The sequence below is a fragment of the Halobellus captivus genome (assembly GCF_003697845.1).
In the GTDB taxonomy this organism is placed as follows: domain Archaea; phylum Halobacteriota; class Halobacteria; order Halobacteriales; family Haloferacaceae; genus Halorubrum; species Halorubrum glutamatedens.
The window spans coordinates 106,408-130,584 of the sequence record NZ_RDQE01000011.1 but is presented as its reverse complement, the minus strand read 5'-3'; the positions used below and the strand labels follow the sequence as shown (position 1 = coordinate 130,584).

Below are 24,177 nucleotides of genomic sequence, written 5' to 3'. Positions count from 1 at the left end.
GGCTCATAGCAGCCTTCTTACGCCGAAGAGCGACAGTTTCGGCCGTAATGGTGGACGACACCGGTGGACCGAAGGAGACGCGTTCGAGACGCAAATTCATCCTGACCGGCGGGGCGATCGGGATGGCCGGACTGGCCGGCTGCTCCGGCGGGAGCGGCGAGAGCGGTGACGGGAGCGAGGAGGCCGGTGCAGGTCTCGACGGGAGCAGCGACGACGGAAGCGGCGACGACGGCAGCGGAAACGGGGACGGAAACGACGGCGAGCCGGGCGATCCCATGCTCGCGGACGACTCGGAGTTCGAGTTTGCGGATCCGAACTGGGAGGAGAACAACTACCTGCTGACGGCCGTCGCGGAGAACGACTACTTCCAGGGGAGCAAGACGGACCTGGAGAACATGCAGAACCGGGACATCGACGAGATCGCCCACGGTGAGCCGCCGCAGGAGCTCCCCGACGACGAGAGCGAGTGGGTCGACCCCGATCCGCTCATTTACGTCGACAAGCCCGGCGAGTCCGGCCAGGCGCAGTTCCAGGAGAACATCCAGCCGCTTTTAGACCGGCTCGAGGAGACGACCGGCCGGTCGGTCGAGTGGCAGCCGGTCGACTCGAACGCGGCGACGGTCGAGGCGTTCCGGGCAGGGCGCGGACACCTGGGCGACATCTCGACCGGGACGTCGGCGTTCGGAGTCAACCTCGGCGGCGTGGTGCCGTTCGCGGACCCGATCAGTCCCTCGGGTCAGTTCGGCTACCGGTTGCTGGCGATCACCCGCGCCGACGAGGACGATATCCGATCGGTCGAGGACTTCGCGCGCGACGACGTCAGCGTCGCGCACTCCGAGCCGGCGTCGAACTCCGGGCACCAGGCGCCGTCGGCGCTCTTCGACCAGTACTTCGACGTGACGCCCGGTGAGGACTACGAGGTCAACTTCTCGGGCGGCCACGATCAGACCGGCCGCGGAATCGCCGTCGGCGACTACGACGCCGGCCCGATCTGTAGCACGTGTCTGGAGGACCTCATCGAGGCAACCGACGACATGAGCTACGACGATTTCAAGGTGGTCTGGGGAAGCAATCCGTTCCCGCCGGGTCCGCTCGTCCACCGCTACGACCTCCACCCGGACATCGTGGAGGGGATCAAGGAGGCGACCATCGGGACCGACTGGACGGGGACCGACTACGCGGAGAACACCGGTGAAGCCGAATACATCCCGATCGACTTCGAAAAGGTGTTCCACGACATCCTGGTCATCCAGCGGTACAACGGCGTCGAGTACGAGAGCGGGAACCTGTAGTCCATGCTCGAAACGGAGAACCTCGGGAAGACGTATCCGACCGGGGACGAGGCGCTGCGCGACGTCTCGGTGACGATCGACGGCCGCGAGGTCGTCGCGATGATCGGACCGAGCGGAGCGGGAAAGAGCACGTTCGTCCGCTGTATCAACCGGCTGGTCGAGCCGACGACGGGGCGCGTCCTCCTCGACGACCGCGAACTGACCGGGCTCGACGACGACGAGCTGCGGAACGCGCGCCGGGAGATCGGGATGGTGTTTCAGGAGTACAACCTCGTCGAGCGGCTCACCGTGATGGAGAACGTGCTCTCGGGCCGGCTCGGCTACGTCTCGAACTGGGCCGCGCTCCGACGGAACTTCCCGCCTGAAGACGTGGAGCGCGCCTACGAACTGCTGGAGCTGGTCGGCCTCGACGACATGGAGAACAAGCGGGTCGACGAGCTCTCCGGCGGCCAGCGTCAGCGGGTCGGGATCGCCCGGGCGGTCGTCCAGGAGCCGAAGATCGTCCTCGCCGACGAGCCGACGTCGAGTCTCGACCCCGAGACGTCGCGGGACGTGATGGAGCTGCTGACCGACATCGCCGTCGAGCGCGACGTGCCGGTGTTGATCAACATCCACGAGGTGGACCTTGCCGAACGGTACGCCGACCGGATCCTGGGACTCCACGACGGGGAACTCGTCTTCGACGGGCCGACGGTCGAACTCACCGAGGAATCGAAGGGCGTCATCTACCGGGGCGAGGAACCGCCCGAGTCGGCGACCGCGGTCGGCACGACCGATCCGACCGACGCCGAGACGACGGGTCGACGCGCCGAGCCGGAGCCGCTGTCGGCGGAGGACTGACCGATGGCGACCGGGTCGAGCACGTCGACCGACCGGCGGACGTGGCGACGGCCGACCGCGTTCCGGAACCGGTACACGAAGTGGGGGGTGTACGGTGCCGTCCTCGCGCTCGTCGTCTGGTCGATAGCGAGCCTACGGATCACTCCCGGGCGGTTCCTCTCGGGACTCGGCTACGGCTACGAGTTGATCGAGTCGATGCTGCCGCCCGAGACCGGCAACGAAAACACGCTCAGACTGCTTGACCGCATGATCGAGACGATCGCGATGGCGATGGTCGCGACCGTCAGCGGGATCGCGATCAGCCTGCCGGTCGCGTTCGGAGCGGCGGGGAACCTCTCGCCGCGGCCGACGTACTACCTGAGCCGCGGGATCATCAGCGTCACGCGCGCCATCGACGGGCTGATCGTTGCGATCATCGCCGTCATCGCGCTCGGGTTCGGCCCGCTCGCGGGGATCGTCGCGATCAGCTTCAAGACGATCGGGTTCTTCTCGAAGCTGTTCGCCGAGGACCTGGAGGACATCGACATGGGCGGCGTCGAGGCGGTCCGGGCTACCGGCGCGACCCGCTTCCAGAGCGTGGTCTACGGGGTCGTTCCGCAGGTCGTTCCGCGGTTCACCGGCCTCGCGGTGTACCGCTGGGACATCAACATCCGGTCGTCGACGATCGTCGGGATCGTGGGTGCCGGCGGGCTCGGCGTGCTCCTTCAACGTGCCTACTCCCGATACGAGTACGACTACGTGGCGGCGATCCTGATCGCCATCATCCTCGTCGTGTTGGTCGCCGAGTTCGTGAGCGCTGTCGTCCGACGGAGGGTTCAGTGATGGCGGGCGCTTCACCCGAATGGCGACGGTTCGACGCCCGCGAACGGCTCTTCCGCGTCGGAAGCGTGATCGTCGCGGCCGTCGTCGTCGTCCTCTCGTGGGAGTGGCTCGACATCAGTCTCCGGTACGTGACCAGCGCACCGACCCAGGCCGGCGACCTGCTCGGACGGATGTATCCACCCGACTTGGCGTACCTGCCGAACGTCGTCGGGCCGCTCGCGGAGACGATACAGATCGCCGTCGTCGGAACGATCGCCGCGGTGCTGATGGCGGCACCCGTCGCCTACATCAGCGCCGAGAACACGACCCCGAACCGGGTGACGTACGCGCTCGGGAAAGTGATCGTCACCGTCTCGAGGTCGGTCCACACCATCGTCTGGGCGTTGCTCTTCGTCGTGATGTTCGGTCCCGGCGCGGTCGCCGGAACGGTCGCGACGGCCGTCCGGTCGATCGGATTCATCGGGAAGCTGCTCGGCGAGGAGATCGAGGAGATCGACTTCGGGCAACTCGAGGGGGTCAGAGCCAGCGGCGCGAGCCCCTTCCAGCTGTTGGTATACGGGATCGTACCGCAGATCAAGCCCGCGCTGGTCGGCATCTCGGTGTATCGATGGGACATCAACGTGCGCGCGGCCACGATCCTCGGGTTCGTCGGAGCGGGCGGTATCGGCGTCCAACTGTTCGAGGCGATCGACTCGTTCGCCTGGCGAACGGTATCCGGGATACTGATCGCCATCCTCGGGGTCGTGCTCGTGAGCGAGGCGGTCTCCGCGTACGCGAGAAAGAAGGTCCGCTGAGGGTTCGAACCGAACGATCCGAGAGGAGACACATTACACATGACGACGGCACACGACCCGGAACGACGAACCGACCGAACGAGCGACGAGGTCGTCCTGTTCGACATGGACGGGGTGGTTCTCGAGGGATGGGGAACCGAATCGGTGGTCCACGCTCGAGCCCTCGACGACGTGCTCGACGACCGCGACATGGCGGTCGACGACGGCCTCCGACGACCGTTGGAGACGTACGAGTACGACGACGAGTTCAGAGCCGCCTGCGAGCGGCTCGACCTCGACCCCGCGGAGTTCTTCCGGGCACGCGAGGAGCACAGCGCGAAACGAACCGTCTCACGGCTGGCCGCGGGGGTCCGGACGCTGTGTCCGGACGTGGACGCGCTCGAAGCGATCGCGGAGCAGGCGACCCTGGGACTGGTGAGCAACAACTACGACCCGACCGTGGAGTTCGTCGTCGACCACTTCCGGCTGACCGAGTTCGGATACGTCCGCGGTCGCGACCTCGGCCCGGACGGCTTCGAGCGCCGGAAACCGGACCCGTACTACCTGAACGAGGCGCTCGAGGAGCTCGACGCGTCCGGCGGGATCTACGTCGGCGACCGCGCAACCGACGTGATCGCCGCCGAGCGGGCGGGCCTCGAGGGCGTCTTCCTCAGGCGCGATCATAACGCGTCGCTGGAACTCGACGTGGAACCGGCCGCCGAGATCGGGAGCCTCCACGAACTGCTCCCGGTCGTCGTCGACCGATGACGCGGAGTCGGCCGCAAATATATATCACTATTGAGGAGCCCGGTCGAGTATGAGGTCACGGGAGCGTTCCATCGGGGAACGGACCGGCACGTAACCCACATAGCAGGGTACATGATCGTCGGTTCGGTACTCGACGACATGGTACCCGTACCCGATCGGAGCGGAGGCGAGGACGGACCGACCGACTCGAGCGGACCGATCTACCCGAGCGGACCGATTCGAGATGAATAACGGAACGGACCCGTACGAACGGAAGGTCCAGCTCACCGGGGGGACGACGTACACGATCTCGCTCCCGAAGGGCTGGGCGAACGATCGGTCGCTCGACACCGGCGACACCCTCAACCTGTATCCGAGGGGCGGCCGCCTGCTTCTCGCTCGACCGGAGACGGAGGAGCGCCGCCAAACGGTGTCGATATCCGCGGCCCGACACGATCCGGCCGGGATCGAGCGGCTCGTCGCCGCGGCGTACGTCGCCGGCGCGGACGTCGTTCGCGTGGACGGTTCCCCGGCGCGTGCCGAGCGGGCGGCCGTCCGCAACGCGGTCGCCGGCCTCGTCGGGATCGAGATCGCCGAGGAGACGACGGAGACCGTGGTCGCCCGGACGATGCTCGACGTCGGGGACCTGCCGCCGTCGCGGACGCTCGAGCGGATGGCGGACCGGACCCTGACGATGCACGAGGAGGCCGTCGCGGCCGCGCTCGCGGGCGACGGCGAGGCCGGCGACCGCGTGCGTGAACAGGACGACGACGTCGACCGGCTGTTCGGCCTCCTCTCGCGGGAGTTCCAGCGTTCCCTCGTCGAGGTCCCCGCCGTCGCCGACGGCCTCACGCCGTTCGACCACTACGCGGTCGCCAGACAGCTGGAGCGGGTCGCCGATCACGCCGAGAAGATCGCCGAGAGCGCCGACGCGATCGGGGAGCCGCCGTCGGATCCGGTCGCTGCGGACCTGGACCGGCTCGCGGCCGACGCGCGGGCGGCCGTCGAGCGGGCGTTCTCGGAGACGATCGGGGAGTGTGATCCGCGGGCGCTGGGAGCGATCGTCGCCGAGGTCGACGACCTCGTGGAGGAGATCCGCCGAGTCGATCGGGCGCTCTACGAGCGGGACCTCGCGGACGGATACGTGCTCGCGACGGTCCTCGACAGCATCACGCGCACGGCCGAGTACGGAGTGAACGTCGCCGAGGTGGGGCTCCGTGCGGCCCTGCGGGGCGACTCGGACGGAGCGGTCACGCGATCGGAGTGAGTCGCTCGAACGGGCCGGTCGGCGAAACGCATGTCACCCGTTCACACCGTCAGGGTTTTCCTCCTGCGACGGGTAGAGAGTCGCATGAGTACCGAATCGGTTCAGGGAGGCGGCGACGACCCGGCGATCGAGGTGACGCCGGACGCCGCCGCGGAGGCGCTCTCGCTTCTGGAGGGCGAAGAGCTCGACACCGACGAGGCGGGGCTCCGGCTGTTCGTCCAGCAGGGCGGCTGTGCGGGGCTCTCCTACGGGATGCGCTTCGACGACGAACCGGAGCCGGACGACCTCGTCGTGGAACGGCACGGGCTACGGGTGTTCGTCGACCCCGCGAGCCGGAACTACATCGGCGGGAGCAAACTCGACTACGAGAGCGGCCTCCAGGCCGCCGGCTTCCACGTGGAGAACCCGAACGTCGTCTCCGAGTGCGGCTGCGGCGAATCGTTCCGGACGTGACTTCTCCCACGACTGAAGTCGTGGGCTTTCTCCTCGATCTCGTGTAAGGCCGGGGAATCGTTCCGGACGGAGGACCGGCGGGACGTGTCTCGCTTCTTAAGTCACTCGGCCGAGTACCGGACGGTATGGAACTCGACGCGTCGACGACCGCGGACGGCGAGCGGGTGTACATCGATCGAAAGCGCGCCGAACGCGGGGCGGAGGGACCCTTCTATCTCGTGTTCACGGACGCGGACGCCGACGACCGGTGGGGATTCGCCTGCGGGAACTGCGGCTCGCTCGACACCGCGATGGACACGATGGGGCGGATCCAGTGTACCGACTGCGGCAACCTCCGGAAGCCCGACGAGTGGGACGCCGCCCACGAGTGACCACGGACGGGACTCGGTCCGGGGGAGCGCCGTCCGTTCTCGAGAACCGTGAGAAAGTTTATCACGGATCCCGATCAACGGTCGGATCGATGGCCACTGCGAGCATCCCACCGACGACGGAGGCCAGAGACGTCTTTCGTGAGCTCGGATACAGCGTCTCCGAGGGCGGACGCGAGTTCGTCGCGGAGCGAAAGTGGCGACGCGTCCTCGTCACGGCGCTGTGTATGGAGGACGACGATCTGGATCCGTATCTCACGGACGGTGGGGAGACGCCGCGACTCCGTTGTTTCGTCACGTGGCGGACGAACGCCGACGACCTCCAGCAACGCCTCACGTCGCTGAAACCGCCCTACGACTGGGCGGTGATCGGCGTCGACCGCGACGGCGACGACTTCTCCGTGATGGAGGGCGCGCCGGGAAGCCCCTGAGTGCCCCGCGCGTCCGAACGCTCTGATCCGGCTCGGGTCCCGTGGGCGGTTTTATAACGACGTGTGATCAACCATCACGTCCATGGTGTTCAAGAAGATCACGCTGATCGGAACGAGCGAGGAGAGCTTCGACGCCGCCGCCGACGAGGCGATCGATCGGGCCGAGGACACCCTCGAGAACGTCTACTGGGCGGAGGTGAAGGAGTTCGGCGTGGAGATAAAGAACGCGCCCGAACGGGAGTACCAGGCCGAAGTCGAGATCGCCTTCGAGCTGGAGAACTAAGCCGAGAACTCGTACAACTCGTCGCCGACGTGGTGGATCGAGGAGACGACCTTGCCGCCCTCGCCGAGCATGTCGTCGCCGTCGACGAGCGCGCGGCCGACCGCGAGCACCTTGCCGTGGGTCTCCTCGGCGATCACGACGAGGTCGCCCTCGCGGATCGCGTGGTCGGCCTCGACGATCCCCGGCCGCATCACGTCCGCGCCGTCGGAGACGAAGGAGATCGCGCCCGCGTCCACGGTGACGACGCCGGTCTCGGGCTCGTAGTCGTTCGCGCCCCGGACGGTGAGGAACGGTTCGTCGTCGTCGACGTAGAAGACCGCCGGATCGCCGTCGACGAGCACTAACTCGTAGTTCGCGTCCACGAACTCGACGAACTCGAACGTCTCGCCGTCGATGTCGACGCCGAGGTGATCGGCGACCGCCTCGCGGATCGCCGTGATCTCGTCGCTTCTGAGGTGGTGCCGGGATTTGACTCGCATGACCGCCCGATCGGTCGGCGCGCCGATAAAGGACCCGTTCCTCGGCGGCTACCCGTTCAGCGGCGGCGACTCGGTCGGTCCGCGGCGGCGACCCGCCCGGTCCGCGGACGCCGCGGGTCGCGGAACGGCGTCGGTGGGCCGAATTCCCGGAGCGTTGGCCCGATCAAAACGGTATTAAACCACCTCTCCATAGTCGTCGGTATGCTTGACCCACTGCCGATCGCGCTCGCAGCGATCGCGACGCTGACGGTCGTTCTCGTCAGTACGGTGAAGGGGACGGGGTGGGAGCCCACCGAGGACATCTCAGACGAGATCGTCGAACGGCGAGCCAACTCGCTCCCGGAGACCGGTTTCCCCGAGCCCGGTAACCGCGCGATCGGTGCTGGCGGCGGCGGCGGCGGCGCGATCCCGGCCGGCGGCGAGGGCGGCGAGGGCGAACTCGAGGAGGGCGGATCGGGGGGTTCCGGCCCCGGCGACATCCCCGAGGACGAAGTCGAGTACTTCGAGGTGGAGTTCGCGAAACAGGGCGAGACCGTCGAGCTCGCGAACGACGAGCCGATCCTCGAGCAGGGAGAAGACCAGGGATGGGACCTCCCGTACGCCTGCCGACAGGGACAGTGCGTCTCGTGTGCGGGGCGGATCGCCGACGGTCCCTCCGAGGACTTCGTCGAGCACGACAACCAGCAGATGCTCGACGAGAACGAGCTCGATGACGGCTACACCCTCACCTGCGTCGCGTACCCCCGGGACTCGTTCACCATCGAGACCGGGGAGGCCCCCTGATCCGGCTCCGGCAACGACCCGCTCGCGACACCCTTTTTCCCGCCTCCGCCGTACGTATTCCATGTCACTGGCAGCCGTCGCCGGCGGGACTCTTCTCGCGCTCGCGGCCGGGCTCGTCCATCGAGACGCGGCGCGGGTCGGCGTCGATTCGGGATCGCCGGCGCTGTGGGCCGGACTCGTGCTCCTCACCGGCGGGGTCGGGGCGATCACGGCGCTTCTCGTCCCCGACGCCCCGATCCCGGGCGTTCTCGTGGTGGTCGCTTTGGGACCGCTTCTGTACCTCCTCGAGCGCGACGACTCGCTTCACGGCGACGACGACCCGGACCCGACGCGGCTTCCGAGCGCCGCGGCGGCGGACGACGTGGACGACGACGCGGAACCGTCCGACGACGGCGAGTGAGCCGGACCGGATCCTTCTCATCGACGATGACGTAGTTCGTTTCGGCGCTGACAACGAGTCCCAAACCGCAACCTTCCAAAGGCTCGGTCCCGAAGGGGAGGTAATGAGCGACGAGAGCCTCGCGGAACGGATCGAGACGTGGATGGTCGGTCAGATGCCGATCATCCAGATGCACGGCGGGACGAGCGTCGTGCGCGAGGCCGACCCGGAGACCGGCGAGGTCGTCGTCGAACTCGGCGGCGGCTGTGCGGGCTGTGGCGTCTCGAACATCACCGCCGAGAACATCCGCCGGGACCTCATCACCGACTTCGAGGCGGTCACCGACGTCACGGTGCGGGTTCCGTCCTCCGGCGACCAGGGAGCCTCGACCGTCGAGGGCGGCCGCGGCGGGGAGCTCCGCCACGAGACGGACGCCTCGAACCACTTCTGAATCCCGCCCGCTCGCGCCGCGATCGACTGCCGCTTCCGACCTCCGTTACTTGAACGACGATCGAGAAGACGCCCTGAGAGCGGTCAGTCGTCCTCGAGCGCCTGTGCGATGCGCTGGAGCTGGCGGGTCGCGTCGCGGCGGAGCTGGCGGACCTCGCGGACGAGTTCCTCGTTGCCGGCGTCCTCACTGCCGCCCTCGCCCGGTCGGCCGCCGCCCATGCCCGGCGGGCCGCCCGCGCCGCCCGGGCCGCCGCCACCGCCCATCATGCCGGACATCATCTGCGCGAAGGGGTTACCGCCGCCACCGCCGCCCATGCCCGGCGGGCCGCCCGCGCCGCCCGGACCGCCGCCCATCATCTCCTCGGGATCGGGCCGCTCGCCCTCCTCGCGCTCCTTCTCGCGTCGCTCGCGGATCTCCTCGACGCGCTCGCGGAAGGACTTCTCCTCGTCGGACCCGTTCTCGCCCTCGTCGGCTTTCGCCGAGTCGTCCGTCTCCGATGTCTCGTCGTCGGTCATACGCCCGGATTCGGTAGCCCGTCCGAAAAGGGTTGTTGCTCCGGGCTCGACCGTGGGTTTATAGAAGGTCCGCGGTCGGCTCACGCTCGCACCGGCATCCGGCAGTTCGGACACTCGGTCGTCCCGGCGTCCCGCCCGACCGCCGGGACGTGGTCGCCGCAGTTCGGACACCGGACCCGCGTTCGCGCGTACTCGGTGCTCGACCGGACTCGAGACTCGTCCCCGTCGTCGCTCATACGTGACAGTCATTCACTCACACGACATATAGCTTGAGTATACATCCCCTAAAACAACGAATACGTCGGATTCGACGAGGAACCGACCGGCCTCTCAGTCGTGACCGGAGACGCGGACCGGCTCGTACGGCTCCTCGAGCCACTCGACGTCCGAGTCGGAGAGGTCGACGTCGAGCGCCTCCACCGCGTCCTCCAGGTGTTCGATGCTGGACGTGCCGACGATCGGCACGTCGACCGTGTCCTTGTGGAACTGCCAGGCGAGCGCGATCTGCGCCATCTTCACGCCCTTCTCGTCGGCGAGCTCCTCGACGCGTTCGTTGACCGCGGGGCCGTTCCCCTCGCGGTAGGGGTGTTCGTACATGTGCTCCTCCGTCCGGCCGCGAAGCGTCGCGTCGATCTCTTCGTCGGGTCGGGTGAGGTAGCCGCGCGCGAGCGGGCTCCAGGGCATCACGCCGATCCCCTCCTTCTCACACAGCGGGAGCATCTCGCGTTCCTCCTCGCGATAGACGAGGTTGTAGTGGTTCTGCATCGTGGCGAACCGGTCGAGCCCGAGCCGGTCGCTCGCGTACAGCGCCTCGGCGAACTCGTGGGCCCACATCGAGGAGGCCCCGACGTAGCGGGTCTTCCCGCGACGGACCGCGTCGTCGAGGGCGGCGAGCGTCCCCTCGATCGGCGTCTCCGGGTCGAGCCGGTGGATCTGATAGAGGTCTACCGTCTCCATCCCGAGCCGGTCGAGGCTGTGTTCCAGCTCCTGTTCGACCGCCTTCCGCGAGAGTCCGCCGGAGTTCGGGTTCGACTCGTCCATCCGGAAGTAGCCCTTCGTGGCGACGACTGCCTCCTCGCGGTGTCCCTCCAACGCCTCCCCGAGGACCCGCTCCGACTCGCCGTTCGAGTACATGTTGGCGGTGTCGAAGAAGTTGATCCCGAGCTCGAGCGCGCGCTCGACGAGCTCCTTGCCCTCCTCCTCGCCGAGCACCCACTCGCGCCAGTCGGGATCGCCGAAGCTCATACAGCCGAGACAGATCTTCGAGACGGTCATGCCCGTGTTCCCGAGGGTCGTGTACTCCATGGAACGGCCGTGGGCGGCCGCGAGCAAAAGTCTTCGTGGGGGATCGTCGCCGGCGTCCGTGGAGAGTGGCCGGCGTTCGTGAAGGGTCGTCGTCGGCCGCGGCCGCGCTACTCGTTCCGGAACGACGCGGTGTACACGAGGAACGCGCCGGTGAGGATGACGAACGCGAGGAACGTCACGAGCGCGAGCACGTTCGCGACGGGCGCGAGCGGGTCGAGGAAGGGTTGGCCGGTCGAGTCGAGCACGAGGACGGCCAGGAGGGCGGCGATCAGCCCGAGGAGCCAGTTGGTCAGGATCTCGTCCATGTCCCGCACCTCGTCGACGGCGAACAAAAAGGGCGGGTGTTCCTCCGCCCGAGTCTACGTCCCGCCGGCGAGCGCGCGGACCCGTGGGAGCACCTGCTCGTAGCCGAGCGCGACGACGCCGACGTACAGCGCGACGAGCCCCATCGCGACCGCCCAGAGCCCGACCGCGAGGTCGCCGCCCGCGAGGCCGGCGACGCCGACGCGTTCGAGTTCGACGCCGATCATCGATGCCACGCCCGATCCGACGACGAGCGCGAGGAGTTCGAACAGTTCGACCGCGAACTCGGGGATCCGTGCCATACCGGAGCGGCGGCGACGGTCGCGTATATCGCTTTCGGCCGCGGCGTCGTCCCGCGTCTCGTCCGCGTTCGCGTCACTTCAATCCGAACGCGCGCATCGTCGACGCCGCGACGCCCTTCGCGATCAGCGCGAGCCCGGCGACGAAAAGCATCAAGCCGCCGCCGATGACGGGGTCCCGAAGCGTGACGACCGCGACCGCGAGGACCACGACGACGACCCCCACGATCCTCTCCAGTCCGAGCGTGTCTCGCATGTCCGACTCCTCCGTCCGCCGCCGGTTAAGCGGGGCGATTCGGGAGCGTCGCCCCGGATCTTCAACGTCGCGCCGGAGGGTGGGGCTTTTATCGGGTGGGCCACGTATCACCGGGCACGCATGACCGACGGAGACGGCCAGGGCCGGCGCGACCTCCGAATGCCCGACGACGACGAGGTGTTCGCGGAGGTCGTCGAGATGCTCGGCGCCAACCGCGTGAAGGTGCGCTGTGCGGACGGGAAGGAACGGACGGCCCGGATCCCGGGACGGATGCAGAAGCGCGTCTGGATCCGCGAGGACGACATCGTCCTCGTCGAACCGTGGGACTGGCAGGACGAGAAGGCCGACATCGCCTGGCGATACGAGAAGAACGAGGCCGAGCAGCTCCGCGAGGAGGGCCACCTCCAGTGAGCGCGGCCGCGTCGTCGCGACGATCCCGGTCCCGTCGTCGCTCCGGAGCCGCCATCGTCGCCGGCGATCGTCGCTGACTCGGAGCCGTGACCGATCGCATCCGGCTCGCGATGACCACCGCCTCGGAGACGTACCAGCGCGTTCGCGGGCCGCTCGCCGACCGCGGGATCGACGTCGGCCACGTCCGCGCGAAGGAGCGGTCGTTTCGGCTCGACGGGCCGGGCGTCGACCCGGAGGCGGCGACGAACGCCGAGGAGTTCGACGTCGGTTTCGTCTACCCGTCGCGGCTCATGGAGGGTGCGGTCCTCGACCGTCGGCTGTCGGTCCCGTGGGTCAACGGCCGCGACGCGGTCGTGACCTCCCGGAACAAGGCCGGCGTGATCGCGACGCTTTCGGCCGCCGGCCTCCCCGTTCCACGGACGACGCTGGTCTCGAACCCGGTCGACGAGTCGGTCGTCGTCGAGGCGGCCGCGGACTTCGAGTTCCCGGTGGTCGTCAAGCCGAACTCGGCCACCCGCGGCGTCGGCGTCGCGAAGGCGACCGACCTCGACTCGCTTTTGGGGATCGTCGACTACCTGGACCTCGTCCACGACTACCGGGCGACCGGCGACAAGTCGTACCTGATCCAGGAGTTCCTCCCCGACGCTCGCGACTATCGAGCGATGGTCGTCGACGGCGCGTACGCCGGCGCGGTCCGGCGCGAGCTTCCGCCCGACGCGCTCGCGGCCGGCCGCTGGAAACACAACGTCCACCGCGGCGCGGACGCGCGCGGCGTCGAACTCGGGAGGGAGGGACGAGAGTTGGCCGAACGGACGGCGGCGGCGCTCGGGATCGACTACCTCGGCGTCGACCTGCTCGAGACCGACGACGGGTTCGTGCTCAACGAGACGAACGCGCGTCCGACGGTCGACGCGGCGACGAAGTACGAGCCGGGGTTCTACGACCGGCTCGCGGGGTTGATCCGACGGGTCGCGAAAAGCGAGTGAAAGCGATCGGCGAGTGAAACGGGTCGGGCCCGCTAGACGACGTCGATGGAGGCGGAGTCGTCGTCGCGGTCGAACTCGACCTCGAGCACGCCGTTGTTGAACGTCGCCTCGCCGGACCGCTCGTCGACGGTCGCGGGGAGTTCGACGGTCTCGTCGTACTCGCGCCGGTCGGAGGCCGCCGAGATGGTGAGCGCCTCGCCGTCACACTGCAGGGAGAGCTGCTCCTTCGAGACGGCGGGGAGGTCGGCGACGAGCCGGACGGACTCCTCGGTCGCGTACGCGTCGACGTGCGTCTCCGATCCGAAGCCGGCGTCGTCGGTCCCGTGCCCGCTCCCTGCCATTTCGTTCATCATCCGTTCGATCTCCTCGAAGAAGTCGCCGAACGGATCGTCTCGGTCGTCTCTGTCCATGCTTCGTGTGAGGGCGGTCTCTCCGATAAGCCTTCTGTCGGCCGAGGATTTTTCGGGGATCAACCGTGAGAGACCCGCTCCGCAGCGGGCTCGCGTGACTCGGGCGGATTTAAGTGTCTGCGCACCGCTTTTTCGCATATGAGTAAATCGTATCTGTCCGCTGGCGACGAGGTACCCGACGAGGAGGTCGTTCGCGTCGGGCTCAACGGGTTCGGCCGGATCGGCCGCAACGTCTTCCGTGCGGTACTGGACGATCCCCGGGTCGAGCTCGTCGGGATCAACGACGTGATGGAGTTCGAGGACATGCGGTACCTCGCGAAGTACGACACGGTCATGGGGCGGCTCGACGGCGTCGAACTCGTCGACGACGAGCTGGCCATCGGCGGCACGTCGGTTCCGCTGTTCAACGTCCAGGATCCGGCCGACCTTCCGTGGGACGACCTCGACGTCGACGTCGCGCTGGAGTGTACCGGAGTCTTCCGGACGAAGGAGGACGCGAGCGCGCACCTCGCCGGCGGGGCCGACACCGTCGTCATCTCCGCGCCGCCGAAGGGCGAGGAGCCGGTCAAACAGCTCGTCTACGGCGTCAACCACGACGAGTACGACGGCGAGGACGTGGTCTCGAACGCCTCCTGTACGACCAACTCCATCACGCCCGTCGCGAAGGTGCTCGATTCGGAGTTCGGCATCGAGGCCGGCACCCTCACCACCGTCCACGCCTACACCGGCTCGCAGGCGCTCATCGACGGCCCGAAGGCGAAGACCCGCCGCGGGCGCGCGGCCGCCGAGAACATCGTCCCGACCTCCACGGGCGCGGCCGGCGCGGCCCAGCAGGTCCTCCCGCAGCTCGACGGCAAGATCGACGGGATGGCGATCCGCGTTCCCGTCCCGACGGGCTCGATCACGGAGTTCGTCGTCGACCTCGAGGCGGACGTGACCGAGTCACAGGTCAACGACGCCTTCCGCGCCGCCGCCGACGACGGGCCGCTCGCGGGCGTGCTCGGCTACACGGACGACGAGGTCGTCTCCAGCGACGTCACCGGCCTCCCCTTTTCCAGCTACGTCGACCTCCAGTCGACGAACGTCATCGCCGACGGCGGACTGCTCAAGGTCCTCACCTGGTACGACAACGAGTACGGCTTCTCGTGCCGAATGCTCGACATGGCCGCGTACGTCCACGGCGAGTCGTGATCGGTTCTCGACCCCGGTAATGCGACGTTTCCGACCCCTGAATTGACAACCACCGCCGACGCACGTCCCGACACACCCAGCCCCACCCATGTCAACCCCATCCACGCCGACGTTCCGGACCATCGACGACCTGCCGGCCGACTCGCGCGTCCTCGTCCGCCTCGACCTGAACTCGCCGGTCGAGGACGGCGAGCCGCAGGACAACCGCCGGTTCGAGCGACACGCGCGCACGGTTCGAGAGCTCGCCGACGCCGGCCACCGCGTCGTGCTCATGGCCCACCAGGGCCGTCCCGGTCGCGACGACTTCACGTCGCTTTCGGGCCACGCGTCGATCCTCGCCGACCACGTCGGCCGCGACGTCGACTTCGTCGCCGACACCTACGGCGAGGAGGCGCTCGCGGCCATCGAGGCGCTCGAGGCGGGCGGGGTGCTCCTCTTGGAGAACACCCGAATGTGCGACGAGGAGCTCCCCGAGGAGCCGCCCGCGGACAAGGCGGCAACTGAGTTCGTCCGGACGCTCGCGCCGCGCTTCGACGCCTACGTCAACGACGCCTACTCGGCGGCTCACCGAAAGCACGCCTCGCTGGTCGGCTTCCCGCTGGCGCTGCCCGCCTACGCCGGCCGCGTGATGGAGACGGAGTACGAGGCCAACACCGCCATCGCCCGCAAGGAGTTCGACGGTCCGGTCACGATGGTGGTCGGCGGGACGAAGGCAACCGACGTGATCGGCGTGATGGACGCCCTGGGGGACCGCGTCGACCGGTTCCTGCTCGGCGGCGTCGCCGGCGAGCTCTTCTTGCGCGCGGCCGGCCACCCGGTCGGCCACGACCTCGAGGGCACGGATCTCTTCGACGACCAGTGGGAGGCGAACCACGGCACGGTCGAGTCGGTCCTCGAGGCGCGCGGCGAGGCGATCCACCTCGCGAGCGACCTGGCGTACGAGGGCGACGACGGCGAGCGAGCCGAGGTCGCGGTCGCCGAGATCGACGAGAAGACCGACGCCTACCTCGACGTCGGCTCGGGCACGGTCGACGACTACGAGCCGCTCATCCGCGAGTCGGACGCGGTGTTCGTGAAGGGCGCCCTCGGCGTCTTCGAGGACGAGCGCTTCGCCGACGGCACCGTCGGCGTCCTCGAGGCCATCGCCGAGACCGACTGTTTCTCGGTCGTCGGCGGCGGCGACACCTCCCGAGCGATCGGGATGTACGGACTCGACGAGGACGACTTCTCGCACGTCTCCATCGCCGGCGGCGCGTACATCCGCGCGCTCACCGGCGAGCCGCTTCCCGCGATCGAACTGCTCCGGCGGGCGGACGACGCCGGGGCGTAGCGCGCTCGGCGTCGGTCGATCTCCCCGGTATACCTCTATTGAGATAACCTATGATCGACGTATTCGGATCCGATTTCGGCTGATCCAGTCAATGCAGACGAAGCCACGAACGATCCGGATTGCGGTGGCGTGCCGGTGAGCGCCCGGCGGGCGCGAACCGCCCGCGAGGGAGTCGGCGGCCGGAGCGAAGCGGAGGCCGTCCGACGAGGCTGGGGAGGTGTGAGGTGCGGTTGCGGTCGGGTAGGACTCAAAGGGGCAGTTGCGAGGACGCCGGAGGCGACGTAAGCACCACAGAGAGCGAGTGAAACGAGCGACCGAGGAGCACAACGAGCGTCCGGCGTCCTCGCGGCTGGGGCTTTGCCAGTGGTCACCGCGCCAGCAACGATCCCGTTCTATCTATCCGATTCTCCCATGAAACACCCGTACTACACGCAAGTGCGATCGAACGGCTGCTTAAACCAGAAACACCCGAAAATAGGACTGCAACGGAGCCTCCGCCGTCGACCGATCCCCCGTTTCGCCCGCTCAGTCGTCGCCGGGCACGAAGCTCGAGGAACCGCCGCCTCCGGCGTCGGCCGGTCCCGTCACCGAGTAGTAGAACATGATCAGCATCGAGACGATCAGCGCGCCGCCCCAGAGGAACCCGGTCGGCATGAGGAACGTCAGGCCGAACCCCTCGCCGAGCCAGACGATCCCGGGGATCCCCCACTGGCCGGCGATGAAGAGCACGGTCACGGCGGTTCGCACGTTCCCGGTCACGCCGAGCGCGGGGACGGCGAATCCCATCACGATCGCGAGGATGGAGAGCACCCCGAGGTGGGCGTGTCCGCCGATCATCCACGGCGGGACGGGGCTGCCGCCCGCGACGATAACGAACTGGTGTAGCCCGACGGCCATCATGACCGCCAGTCCGAGAAATCCGGAACCCTTCAGCGCGCGTGTCATGGATTCGTCAGCATCGATCCTCCGAGCGTTTCATAACGTTTTCTCTACGAGAACCTCTTTCCGCGAGCCGATCGCTACCCGCCGAGGCGTGTTTCTCCGTTTACTCAACGCTTTTTCCGCTCGGCCCGGAGGGGACGGGTATGGAGCCACTGACGACGTTCGCCGACAGTTCGCTTTCCGAGATCCGCCGGGACCTCCACCGACACGCGGAGGCCGGCTGGAAGGAGTTCCGAACCTCGGCGCTTCTCGCGGCCGAACTCGAATCGCTCGGCTACGAGGTGTTCCTCGGCGAGGAGACGGTCGATCCCGACTCGCGAATGGGCGTTCCCCCGTCCGACGAGGTCGCCGCGGCGCGCGAGCGTGCACGCGAGGAGGGCGCGCCCGAGGAGTACCTCGAGCGGATGGACGACGTCACCGGCGTGATCGCCACCCGGACGTTCGGCGACGGGCCGACGATCGGACTCCGCACCGACATCGACGCGCTGGAGCGTCAGGAGGCGATGGACGACGACCACCGACCGGCGACCGAGGGGTTCGCGAGCGTCCATCCCGGCGAGATGCACGCCTGCGGCCACGACGCCCACGCCGCGATCGGGCTCGGCGTGGCCCGCGCGTTCGCCGAGGGCGGCTTCGACGGCACCCTCAAACTCTTCTTCCAGTCGGCCGAGGAGGGCGGCCGCGGCGGCAAGCCGATGGCCGAATCGGGCCACCTCGACGACGTCGACCACCTGCTCGCGGTCCACGTCGGGCTGGACGAACCCGTCGGCACGGTCGTCTCGAGTTACGACGGACCGCTCTCGAACGCCAAGCTCGACGTCGCGTTCTCGGGCGCGCCGGCCCACGCCGGCGGCCAGCCCCACGCGGGGCGGAACGCGCTGCAGGCCGCCACGGCGGCGATCGGCAACCTCTACGGCATCGCCAGACACGGCGACGGCGCGACGCGGATCAACGTCGGGCGGGTCAACGCCGACAACGCCCAGAACGTCATCTGCGAGGAGGCGACGATGCGCGTCGAGGTCCGCGGCGAGACTCACGACCTCAACGAGTACATGCTCGGACGGGCCCGGGAGATCGTCGACGGCGCGGCGACGATGCACGACGTGACGTACGAGACGAGCCTCTACGGGAAGACGACGACCTTCGAGAACGACGACGCGGTCGTCGGGGTCGTCGAGGCGGCCGCGAACGCGACCGACTCGGTCGAGTCGGTGATAACGAAGGAGTTCGGCGGCAGCGAGGACGCCTCCTACCTGATCCGGCGCGTCCAGGAGCGCGGCGGGACGGCGACGTACCTCGGCGTCGGCGGGAGCAATCCGGACGGCCACCACACGGCGTACTTCGACGTCGACGAGGCGTGTATCGACCTCGGCCTCGACGTGATCACGGACGCGGTCCGGCGTCTCGCGGAGAGCTAGGTCGGACCGCTTCGGCACGTCGATCGCGCCCCGCGAAGAGCGTCTACCGTCCGTATCGTCCGTCTACTCCTCGTTGAGGTCGAGTTCGAACTGCTTGTTCTCGGTGACCGCGTTGAGCACGACGCTGGTGTTCGACTCGCGGATGTCGGCGTCGGTGAGGATCTCCTTGATCTGGTCGTTCATGCCGTCGGTGTCGGTGAACTTCCCGATCGCGATCACGTCGTAGTCGCCCGTGACCTCGTAGACGCTTATCATCTGTTTCTGCTTGCGCAGCTTCTCGGTGACGTCCGGGAGCGCGCTTCCCTCCACTTTCAGCTGGAGAATGGCGGTCACGTCGAATCCGAGCTTGTCGTAGTCGACGATCGGGCTGTATCCGCGGATGACTCCCTCGTCCTCGAGGTCGCGGAGGTGATTCGAGACGGTCGTCACGGAGACGTCGAGCTCGTCACCGAGGCTGCGGAGACTGGCACGGCCGTTTCCGAGAAGCGAGTTCACGAGCTTGGCGTCGAGGTTTTCGTACGTCATTGGGTTCGATCACGGTTTGGGGGGTTTAGAATTTTACGAACGTCCACTCTTTACGGGGACTCGGCGGTTCATGCGTCAAGCGACAAGGCCTTTATACTGGCAGATAACGAGGTAACTGTCCAAAACATGACCGGCGACCACACGAAACCGGACGGCGGCCTCACGGCCGAAGAACAGGCGGTACTCGACGAGATAGACGACGAGAACGTCGACTTCCTGCGGCTACAGTTCACCGACATCCTCGGCGTCGTCAAGAACGTCTCCGTGCCGGCTCACCAGGCCGAGAAGGCGTTCACCGAGGGCATCTACTTCGACGGCTCCTCGATCGAGGGGTTCGTCCGCATTCAGGAATCTGACATGCGACTCGTTCCCGACCCGGAGACCTTCGCGGTGCTCCCGTGGCGGGACGACGGCGGCGACTCCGGCGCCGCCCGTCTCATCTGTGACATCGTCGGTACGGACGGCGAGCCGTTCGTCGGCGGTCCGCGCCAGGTGCTCAAGAGCGTCCTCGAGAAGGCCGACGACATGGGATACTCCGTCTCCATCGGTCCCGAACCGGAGTTCTTCCTGTTCAAGACCGACGACGAAGGGAACGCGACGACGATCCCCCACGACAACGGCGGCTACTTCGACCTCGCGCCGAAGGACCTCGCGAGCGACGTCCGCAAGGAGATCATCTTCACGCTGGAGGAGATGGGCTTCGAGATCGAGGCGTCCCACCACGAGGTCGCCGAGGGCCAACACGAGATCAACTTCAAGTACGCGGACGCGCTCACGACCGCTGACAACATCGCGACGTTCCGCGCCGTCGTCCGCGCGGTCGCCGCCCAACACGACCTCCACGCGACGTTCATGCCCAAGCCGATCGCCGAGATCAACGGCTCGGGAATGCACAGCCACATCTCGCTGTTCGACGAGGACGGCAACGCCTTCGCCGACTCCGACGACGAGTTCAACCTGAGCGAGACCGCCTACCAGTTCATGGGTGGCATCCTGAACCACGCGCAGGCGTTCACGGCCGTCACGAACCCGACCGTGAACTCCTACAAGCGGCTGGTACCCGGCTACGAGGCACCGATCTACGTCGCGTGGTCCGACACGAACCGCTCGGCGCTCGTCCGCGTCCCCGACGCCGCGGGCGTCTCCGCCCGGTTCGAGGTCCGCAGTCCGGACCCGTCGTGTAACCCCTACCTCGGGATGGCGGCGCTCATTGCCGCCGGACTCCACGGGATCGAGACCGACGCCGATCCGGGCGACCCGGTCCGCGAGGACATCTACGAGTTCGACGAGGCCAAACGCGAGGAGTACGGCATCGAGACGCTCCCGCCGAACCTCGGCGCGGCCGTCGACGCGCTGGAGGCCGACGACGTCGTCCAGGACGCGCTCGGCCCGCACGTCTCCGAGAAGTTCGCGGAGGCCAAATCCCAGGAGTTCAGCGAGTACCTCACCCAGGTCTCCGAGTGGGAGGAGGACCGCTACCTGGAGACGTTCTGAGGCCGTCGAACCCCCGAACTCTCCGTTTTTTCGACGCGCCAGCGACGCGTCAACGTCATCCGAAGATCCGAAGTAACCCGAGGACCCATCGGAGACCCTCGGAGAGCGCGAACAGCGCGCCCTCGATCCCCGAGAGTCGGCGGCCGGTCCACAGCGCGGCGACCATCAGGACCGTCACGGCCACGAGCCAGATCCCGGTCTCGACCGCCGCGCCGCTCGTGATCAGCGGCCGGAGCGTGGCGGCGATGCCCAGGATCCCGAGGACGTTGAACAGGTTCGAGCCGACGACGTTGCCGACCGACATCCCGACGTGTCCCTCCCGCATCGCGACGAGCGACACCGCGAGCTCCGGCGTCGAGGTCCCCGCCGCGACGATCGTCCCGCCGATGACCCACTCCGATATCCCGGCGTCGCGCGCCAGCGACGTGGCCGCCTCAACCATGAAGTGGCCACAGACGAGCACGAGTGCGAGCCCCCCGAACAGGAGCACGGCGTCTCGGCCGCGAAAGCGGGCGTGACCGGCGAGCGTCTCCGTCACGCGCGAGTCCGGGTACACCGTGTCGATCGACGAACCACCGCGCTCGTCACGGAGGAGGTAGCCGGTGTACGCGGCGAACCCGGCGGCGAGCGCCAGTCCCTCCGGGCGCGTGACGACGCCGTCGGCGACGGCCCAAACGCCCGCGAGCGTCGCGATCACCAGCGCGATCCCGTCGCGGTGGACGAGCGATCGCTCGACGGGGACGACCCGTATGAGCGAGACGACGCCGAGGATGAACGCGAGGTTGTAGACGTTGCTGCCGATCACGTTCGAGACGGCGACGTCGCCGAGCCCCGCGAACGCGGCGTCGATCGAGACGACCAGCTCCGGGGTCGACGTCCCCATCGCGACGATCGTCAACCCGATCGTCAGCTCGGAGACGCCGAACCGGCGTGCGATCCGGACCACCGCGTCCACGAGCGACCGCGCGCCGACCCAGAGGCCGAGCACGGTGGCGGCGATGATCGTGACGTCGACGAGGGGGGCGTCGAGCATCGTCCGACGTGACGGACGGCGGGGAGTTAAAGCGTTCCGGCGAGCCGTTCCGGGAGCGCCGGCAGCGCGACGACGGCGACGACGGCGGCGGTCGTCGCGACGAGCGTGACCGCGAGCGAGTCGGCGAGCACGTACGCGCCGACCCACAGGCTCCCGGTGACGGCGAGCGCCGGGACCGCGATCCGGACGGGAACCGCGGGCTCGTCGCCGTCGACGAGCAGCCAGCCGATCGCGCCGCCGACGCCGGTCGCGATCCCGATGCCGGCCTCGACGACCTCGCCGGTGTGGCCGCCCGCCGCCGCGACCCCGGCCGCCGCGACGGAGACGGCCGCCGCCAGCAGGAACGCCGGGGTCGGGTCGAGCTCGAGCCCGCCGACCGCACGGTCGACCCCGGAGCCCCGGAACCTTGCGTCGCCCGCGAGCCACAGCACCCCGACGACGACGCCCCCGCCGACGAGGAGGCCGGCGACGACGTCGACGACGTAGTGAACCTCGATGACGACCCGCGAGGCGGCCACGGCGACCGCGACGCCGCCGCCCGTGAGCAGCCGCCGGCGGGCGGTCCAGACCCGGTCGTACAGCAGCGCGAGCGCGCCGTACGCCGCCGCCGCCCCCGTCGCGTGTCCGCTCGGGAATCCGAAGCCGTCGGAGAGCACCTGTGCCTCGTACCACCCCGACAACAGCACGGGGAGCCACGCCGGCACGTCCGCGAGACCCATCGCGCCCGGCGGGCGGGGGACCGCGAACCACGCCTTCCCGAGCGCGACGGCGGCGTACGCGCAGGTGACGGCCGCGATCGCGACCGCGCCCGCCCGACGCGGCGCGGTCGCGAGCCGGTCTCCCGCGAACCAGTAGGCGATCGCGAGGGCGGCGAAGAGGAACCACGGGTCCGCGAGATGGGTGACGGCCGCGAAGACGACGACGACGAACTCGGGAAGCGCGTCGGCGAGGGCGGTCCCGCCGATGCCGCGCTCCGCGGGAACGATCCCGGTCACGGTCGGGTCAGTCGTCTCCCCGGTTACGAGCGTAGTCGAGCGCCTTTCCGGGCGTCTCGATCAGGTTGAGTCCGACGCCGACGAGGATGAAGAGGGTGTACAGTCCGAGCGTCGACAGCCCGAGGACGATCATCGCGGCGATCGCGTAGATCCCGTTCAGGAACGTGAACGCGCCGAGCGTCAGCACCGTCCCGTACAACAGGACGAGGTACGGCCCCCAGCCGCGGGCGTGGCCGCGCCGCATCCGCGAGCGGACGTAGCGTTTCAGCTCCGACTCCAGTGCCGGCTTGTCGACCGTGCGCTCCTCCACGTCGGTCTCGAACTCCTCGAGGCGCGCCCGGAGCCGACCGACCTCCGCCTCGAGGGCGGCGACGTCAGGCGCCCCGCGGGGAGACTCCTCCTCGTCCCCGTCGCCGCGGGACCCTTCTCCGGGGGGTTCCGCGCCGCCGTCGCCCCCGCCGCGATCCGCCTCTCCGTTCATATCCGTGCGTCGACCGCGGCCGTGTTGTAACTGCCGGTCCGTGCTCCGGTCGGGAGTCGAACGAGTCACCGAACCGTCCGTCGAACCGGCGGCCCGACCGTCCGCCGGACCTCCCGTCGGTCCGTCCGCCAGCGTGGCGTTGATGACGGCTCCCACGATCACGATGATCGCGGCGACGTACAGCCACGTGACGAGGAGGAGCACCCCGCCGACGACGCCGTACACCTGATACTGTCCGGCGGTCGCGGCGTACGCCTGGAACCCGGCCTGGAGGACGGTCCATCCCGCGGCGGCGAAGACCGCGCCGGGAAGCGCCTCGCGGAGCGTTATCTCGGGATCCGGAAGCAGGAGGTACATCGGAAGGAAAACCACGGTGAGTATCACCGGCAGCGCGAGGACGCTCGCCGACGCCAGAAGCGGGACGTCGACGGCGGCGGCGACCGCCCCCACGACGAGCATGGCCGTGATCCCGACCCCGATCCCGATCACGACCGATCCCGCGTCGGTCAGCTGTTCGAGGAACGTCACTCGCTCTTCGATCCCGTACACCTCGATGAAGGCGGTGTCGAGTCCGCGGAACACCTTCAGCGTCGACCAGAGCAGGACGACGACCCCGAGGAGGCTCGCGCCCGCACGTCCCTGTGCGGACGCGACGGCGCCTCCGATCGCCTCCTCGCCCGCGGGCGTCAGGAAGTCCCCGACCGACGCGAGCAGCTCCGTCGCGAGGACGTCGCCGAAGACGGTGGTGGCGACGACGAGGAGCAACAACAGCGCCGGGACGAGCGAGACGAACGCGTAGTACGCGACGCCGGCCGCCAGGAACGTCACCTGCTGGTCCCGCGCGGCGTCGAAGACGAGTCGAGCCCTGGCGAGCCCGGATGTCGGGTGTCGAGTCACGCGGATCGGTTCGGCCGA

Annotated in this window: 32 protein-coding genes; 19 read left to right on the top strand and 13 right to left on the bottom strand. The window is 68.4% G+C overall.

Annotated features, from left to right (window positions below; genetic code table 11):
• Window positions 1-47 precede the first annotated feature (47 nt).
• The 10 genes from phnD to EAO78_RS13585 all read left to right on the top strand — a co-directional run bounded on the left by phnD (window position 48) and on the right by EAO78_RS13585 (window position 7,276).
• The gene (phnD, locus tag EAO78_RS13630; protein WP_122106384.1) at window positions 48-1,292 is read left to right on the top strand and encodes a phosphate/phosphite/phosphonate ABC transporter substrate-binding protein; all 1,245 of its coding nucleotides are present in this window, start codon (window positions 48-50) and stop codon (window positions 1,290-1,292) included.
• 3 nt (window positions 1,293-1,295) lie between these two features.
• Window positions 1,296-2,132 carry a phosphonate ABC transporter ATP-binding protein gene (phnC, locus tag EAO78_RS13625; protein WP_122106383.1) on the top strand — a complete coding sequence of 279 codons (837 nt, stop codon included), beginning with the start codon at window positions 1,296-1,298 and terminating at the stop codon, window positions 2,130-2,132.
• Between the two features lie 3 nt (window positions 2,133-2,135).
• Window positions 2,136-2,954 carry a phosphonate ABC transporter, permease protein PhnE gene (phnE, locus tag EAO78_RS13620; protein WP_122106382.1) on the top strand — a complete coding sequence of 273 codons (819 nt, stop codon included), beginning with the start codon at window positions 2,136-2,138 and terminating at the stop codon, window positions 2,952-2,954.
• Window positions 2,954-3,748, top strand: a complete 795-nt coding sequence (gene phnE / locus EAO78_RS13615) for a phosphonate ABC transporter, permease protein PhnE (protein WP_122106381.1) — start codon at window positions 2,954-2,956, stop codon at window positions 3,746-3,748. Before phnE (EAO78_RS13620) ends, phnE (EAO78_RS13615) begins: the two co-directional genes overlap by 1 nt.
• Before the next feature lie 39 nt (window positions 3,749-3,787).
• Window positions 3,788-4,495, top strand: a complete 708-nt coding sequence (locus EAO78_RS13610) for an HAD family hydrolase (protein WP_122106380.1) — start codon at window positions 3,788-3,790, stop codon at window positions 4,493-4,495.
• Window positions 4,496-4,718: 223 nt separating this feature from the next.
• On the top strand, window positions 4,719-5,741 hold the full coding sequence (locus EAO78_RS13605; RefSeq protein ID WP_122106379.1) for a phosphate signaling complex PhoU family protein: 1,023 nt from the start codon (window positions 4,719-4,721) through the stop codon (window positions 5,739-5,741).
• 84 nt (window positions 5,742-5,825) lie between these two features.
• A complete protein-coding gene (locus tag EAO78_RS13600; RefSeq protein ID WP_122106378.1) occupies window positions 5,826-6,194 on the top strand; it encodes a HesB/IscA family protein in 369 nt (122 codons plus the stop codon).
• 125 nt (window positions 6,195-6,319) lie between these two features.
• Window positions 6,320-6,565: a DUF5816 domain-containing protein gene (locus EAO78_RS13595; RefSeq protein WP_122106377.1), complete on the top strand. Its 246-nt coding sequence runs from the start codon at window positions 6,320-6,322 to the stop codon at window positions 6,563-6,565.
• An 89-nt stretch (window positions 6,566-6,654) separates the two neighbouring features.
• Window positions 6,655-6,993: a DUF7116 family protein gene (locus EAO78_RS13590; protein ID WP_122106376.1), complete on the top strand. Its 339-nt coding sequence runs from the start codon at window positions 6,655-6,657 to the stop codon at window positions 6,991-6,993.
• A gap of 82 nt (window positions 6,994-7,075) precedes the next feature.
• Window positions 7,076-7,276 carry a dodecin gene (locus tag EAO78_RS13585; RefSeq protein WP_122106375.1) on the top strand — a complete coding sequence of 67 codons (201 nt, stop codon included), beginning with the start codon at window positions 7,076-7,078 and terminating at the stop codon, window positions 7,274-7,276.
• On the opposite strand, the gene EAO78_RS13580 is transcribed toward EAO78_RS13585, so the two are convergent.
• Complete coding sequence (locus EAO78_RS13580) at window positions 7,273-7,755, bottom strand: RNA-binding protein (protein ID WP_122106374.1); 483 nt, start codon at window positions 7,753-7,755, stop codon at window positions 7,273-7,275. The genes EAO78_RS13585 and EAO78_RS13580 overlap by 4 nt on opposite strands.
• Window positions 7,756-7,956: 201 nt before the next feature.
• On the opposite strand from EAO78_RS13580, the gene EAO78_RS13570 reads away from it, so the two are divergent.
• The 3 genes from EAO78_RS13570 to EAO78_RS13560 all read left to right on the top strand — a co-directional run bounded on the left by EAO78_RS13570 (window position 7,957) and on the right by EAO78_RS13560 (window position 9,368).
• Window positions 7,957-8,538, top strand: coding sequence for a 2Fe-2S iron-sulfur cluster-binding protein (locus EAO78_RS13570; RefSeq protein WP_122106372.1), 582 nt, complete (start codon window positions 7,957-7,959; stop codon window positions 8,536-8,538).
• Between the two features lie 61 nt (window positions 8,539-8,599).
• Window positions 8,600-8,938 (top strand): hypothetical protein, encoded by a 339-nt coding sequence (locus EAO78_RS13565; protein ID WP_122106371.1) that lies wholly within the window; start codon window positions 8,600-8,602, stop codon window positions 8,936-8,938.
• Window positions 8,939-9,041: 103 nt separating this feature from the next.
• Complete coding sequence (locus tag EAO78_RS13560) at window positions 9,042-9,368, top strand: NifU family protein (protein ID WP_066413205.1); 327 nt, start codon at window positions 9,042-9,044, stop codon at window positions 9,366-9,368.
• Window positions 9,369-9,451: 83 nt separating this feature from the next.
• Here EAO78_RS13560 and EAO78_RS13555 read toward each other — a convergent pair whose 3' ends face one another.
• The 6 genes from EAO78_RS13555 to EAO78_RS13535 all read right to left on the bottom strand — a co-directional run bounded on the left by EAO78_RS13555 (window position 9,452) and on the right by EAO78_RS13535 (window position 12,046).
• Window positions 9,452-9,883, bottom strand: coding sequence for a hypothetical protein (locus EAO78_RS13555; RefSeq protein WP_122106370.1), 432 nt, complete (start codon window positions 9,881-9,883; stop codon window positions 9,452-9,454).
• 80 nt (window positions 9,884-9,963) lie between these two features.
• Entirely contained in the window at window positions 9,964-10,119 is a 156-nt protein-coding gene (locus tag EAO78_RS18215; protein WP_203227888.1) for a hypothetical protein, read from the bottom strand.
• Window positions 10,120-10,213: 94 nt separating this feature from the next.
• Complete coding sequence (locus tag EAO78_RS13550; protein ID WP_122106369.1) at window positions 10,214-11,188, bottom strand: aldo/keto reductase; 975 nt, start codon at window positions 11,186-11,188, stop codon at window positions 10,214-10,216.
• Window positions 11,189-11,295: 107 nt separating this feature from the next.
• On the bottom strand, window positions 11,296-11,493 hold the full coding sequence (locus EAO78_RS13545) for a hypothetical protein (protein WP_122106368.1): 198 nt from the start codon (window positions 11,491-11,493) through the stop codon (window positions 11,296-11,298).
• A 54-nt stretch (window positions 11,494-11,547) separates the two neighbouring features.
• Window positions 11,548-11,793, bottom strand: coding sequence for a hypothetical protein (locus EAO78_RS13540; protein WP_122106367.1), 246 nt, complete (start codon window positions 11,791-11,793; stop codon window positions 11,548-11,550).
• Window positions 11,794-11,866: 73 nt separating this feature from the next.
• Window positions 11,867-12,046 carry a DUF7470 family protein gene (locus EAO78_RS13535; protein WP_122106366.1) on the bottom strand — a complete coding sequence of 60 codons (180 nt, stop codon included), beginning with the start codon at window positions 12,044-12,046 and terminating at the stop codon, window positions 11,867-11,869.
• Between the two features lie 120 nt (window positions 12,047-12,166).
• Here EAO78_RS13535 and eif1A point away from each other — a divergent pair, with 120 nt between their 5' ends.
• Together eif1A and EAO78_RS13525 are read left to right on the top strand one after the other, a co-directional pair.
• A complete protein-coding gene (gene eif1A, locus EAO78_RS13530; RefSeq protein WP_122106365.1) occupies window positions 12,167-12,457 on the top strand; it encodes a translation initiation factor eIF-1A in 291 nt (96 codons plus the stop codon).
• A 110-nt stretch (window positions 12,458-12,567) separates the two neighbouring features.
• The gene (locus EAO78_RS13525; protein ID WP_122106414.1) at window positions 12,568-13,443 is read left to right on the top strand and encodes an ATP-grasp domain-containing protein; all 876 of its coding nucleotides are present in this window, start codon (window positions 12,568-12,570) and stop codon (window positions 13,441-13,443) included.
• Window positions 13,444-13,475: 32 nt separating this feature from the next.
• Here EAO78_RS13525 and EAO78_RS13520 read toward each other — a convergent pair whose 3' ends face one another.
• A complete protein-coding gene (locus EAO78_RS13520) occupies window positions 13,476-13,853 on the bottom strand; it encodes an Hsp20/alpha crystallin family protein (protein WP_122106364.1) in 378 nt (125 codons plus the stop codon).
• 138 nt (window positions 13,854-13,991) lie between these two features.
• Between EAO78_RS13520 and gap the strand changes: the two genes are divergently transcribed.
• Window positions 13,992-15,044, top strand: a complete 1,053-nt coding sequence (gene gap / locus EAO78_RS13515; protein WP_122106363.1) for a type I glyceraldehyde-3-phosphate dehydrogenase — start codon at window positions 13,992-13,994, stop codon at window positions 15,042-15,044.
• A gap of 88 nt (window positions 15,045-15,132) precedes the next feature.
• A complete protein-coding gene (locus tag EAO78_RS13510; RefSeq protein WP_122106362.1) occupies window positions 15,133-16,374 on the top strand; it encodes a phosphoglycerate kinase in 1,242 nt (413 codons plus the stop codon).
• A 525-nt stretch (window positions 16,375-16,899) separates the two neighbouring features.
• Here EAO78_RS13510 and EAO78_RS13505 read toward each other — a convergent pair.
• Window positions 16,900-17,319: a hypothetical protein gene (locus tag EAO78_RS13505; RefSeq protein ID WP_238987701.1), complete on the bottom strand. Its 420-nt coding sequence runs from the start codon at window positions 17,317-17,319 to the stop codon at window positions 16,900-16,902.
• Between the two features lie 140 nt (window positions 17,320-17,459).
• Here EAO78_RS13505 and EAO78_RS13500 point away from each other — a divergent pair, with 140 nt between their 5' ends.
• Window positions 17,460-18,734 carry an amidohydrolase gene (locus EAO78_RS13500; RefSeq protein ID WP_203227887.1) on the top strand — a complete coding sequence of 425 codons (1,275 nt, stop codon included), beginning with the start codon at window positions 17,460-17,462 and terminating at the stop codon, window positions 18,732-18,734.
• Between the two features lie 63 nt (window positions 18,735-18,797).
• Here the strand turns inward: EAO78_RS13500 and lrp are convergent, their stop codons facing one another.
• Window positions 18,798-19,259 carry an HTH-type transcriptional regulator Lrp gene (lrp, locus tag EAO78_RS13495; RefSeq protein ID WP_122106361.1) on the bottom strand — a complete coding sequence of 154 codons (462 nt, stop codon included), beginning with the start codon at window positions 19,257-19,259 and terminating at the stop codon, window positions 18,798-18,800.
• Window positions 19,260-19,385: 126 nt separating this feature from the next.
• Here lrp and glnA point away from each other — a divergent pair, with 126 nt between their 5' ends.
• On the top strand, window positions 19,386-20,753 hold the full coding sequence (gene glnA / locus EAO78_RS13490; protein WP_122106360.1) for a type I glutamate--ammonia ligase: 1,368 nt from the start codon (window positions 19,386-19,388) through the stop codon (window positions 20,751-20,753).
• Between the two features lie 55 nt (window positions 20,754-20,808).
• On the opposite strand, the gene EAO78_RS13485 is transcribed toward glnA, so the two are convergent.
• Genes EAO78_RS13485 through EAO78_RS13475 form a run of 3 tightly spaced genes read right to left on the bottom strand, consistent with a single transcriptional unit; the run spans window position 20,809 to window position 24,159 of the window.
• Window positions 20,809-21,786 carry a calcium/sodium antiporter gene (locus EAO78_RS13485; protein ID WP_122106359.1) on the bottom strand — a complete coding sequence of 326 codons (978 nt, stop codon included), beginning with the start codon at window positions 21,784-21,786 and terminating at the stop codon, window positions 20,809-20,811.
• A gap of 26 nt (window positions 21,787-21,812) precedes the next feature.
• Complete coding sequence (locus EAO78_RS13480; protein WP_122106358.1) at window positions 21,813-22,781, bottom strand: phosphatase PAP2 family protein; 969 nt, start codon at window positions 22,779-22,781, stop codon at window positions 21,813-21,815.
• Between the two features lie 7 nt (window positions 22,782-22,788).
• Window positions 22,789-24,159 carry a YihY/virulence factor BrkB family protein gene (locus EAO78_RS13475; protein WP_238987700.1) on the bottom strand — a complete coding sequence of 457 codons (1,371 nt, stop codon included), beginning with the start codon at window positions 24,157-24,159 and terminating at the stop codon, window positions 22,789-22,791.
• Between the last annotated feature and the right edge of the window lie 18 nt (window positions 24,160-24,177).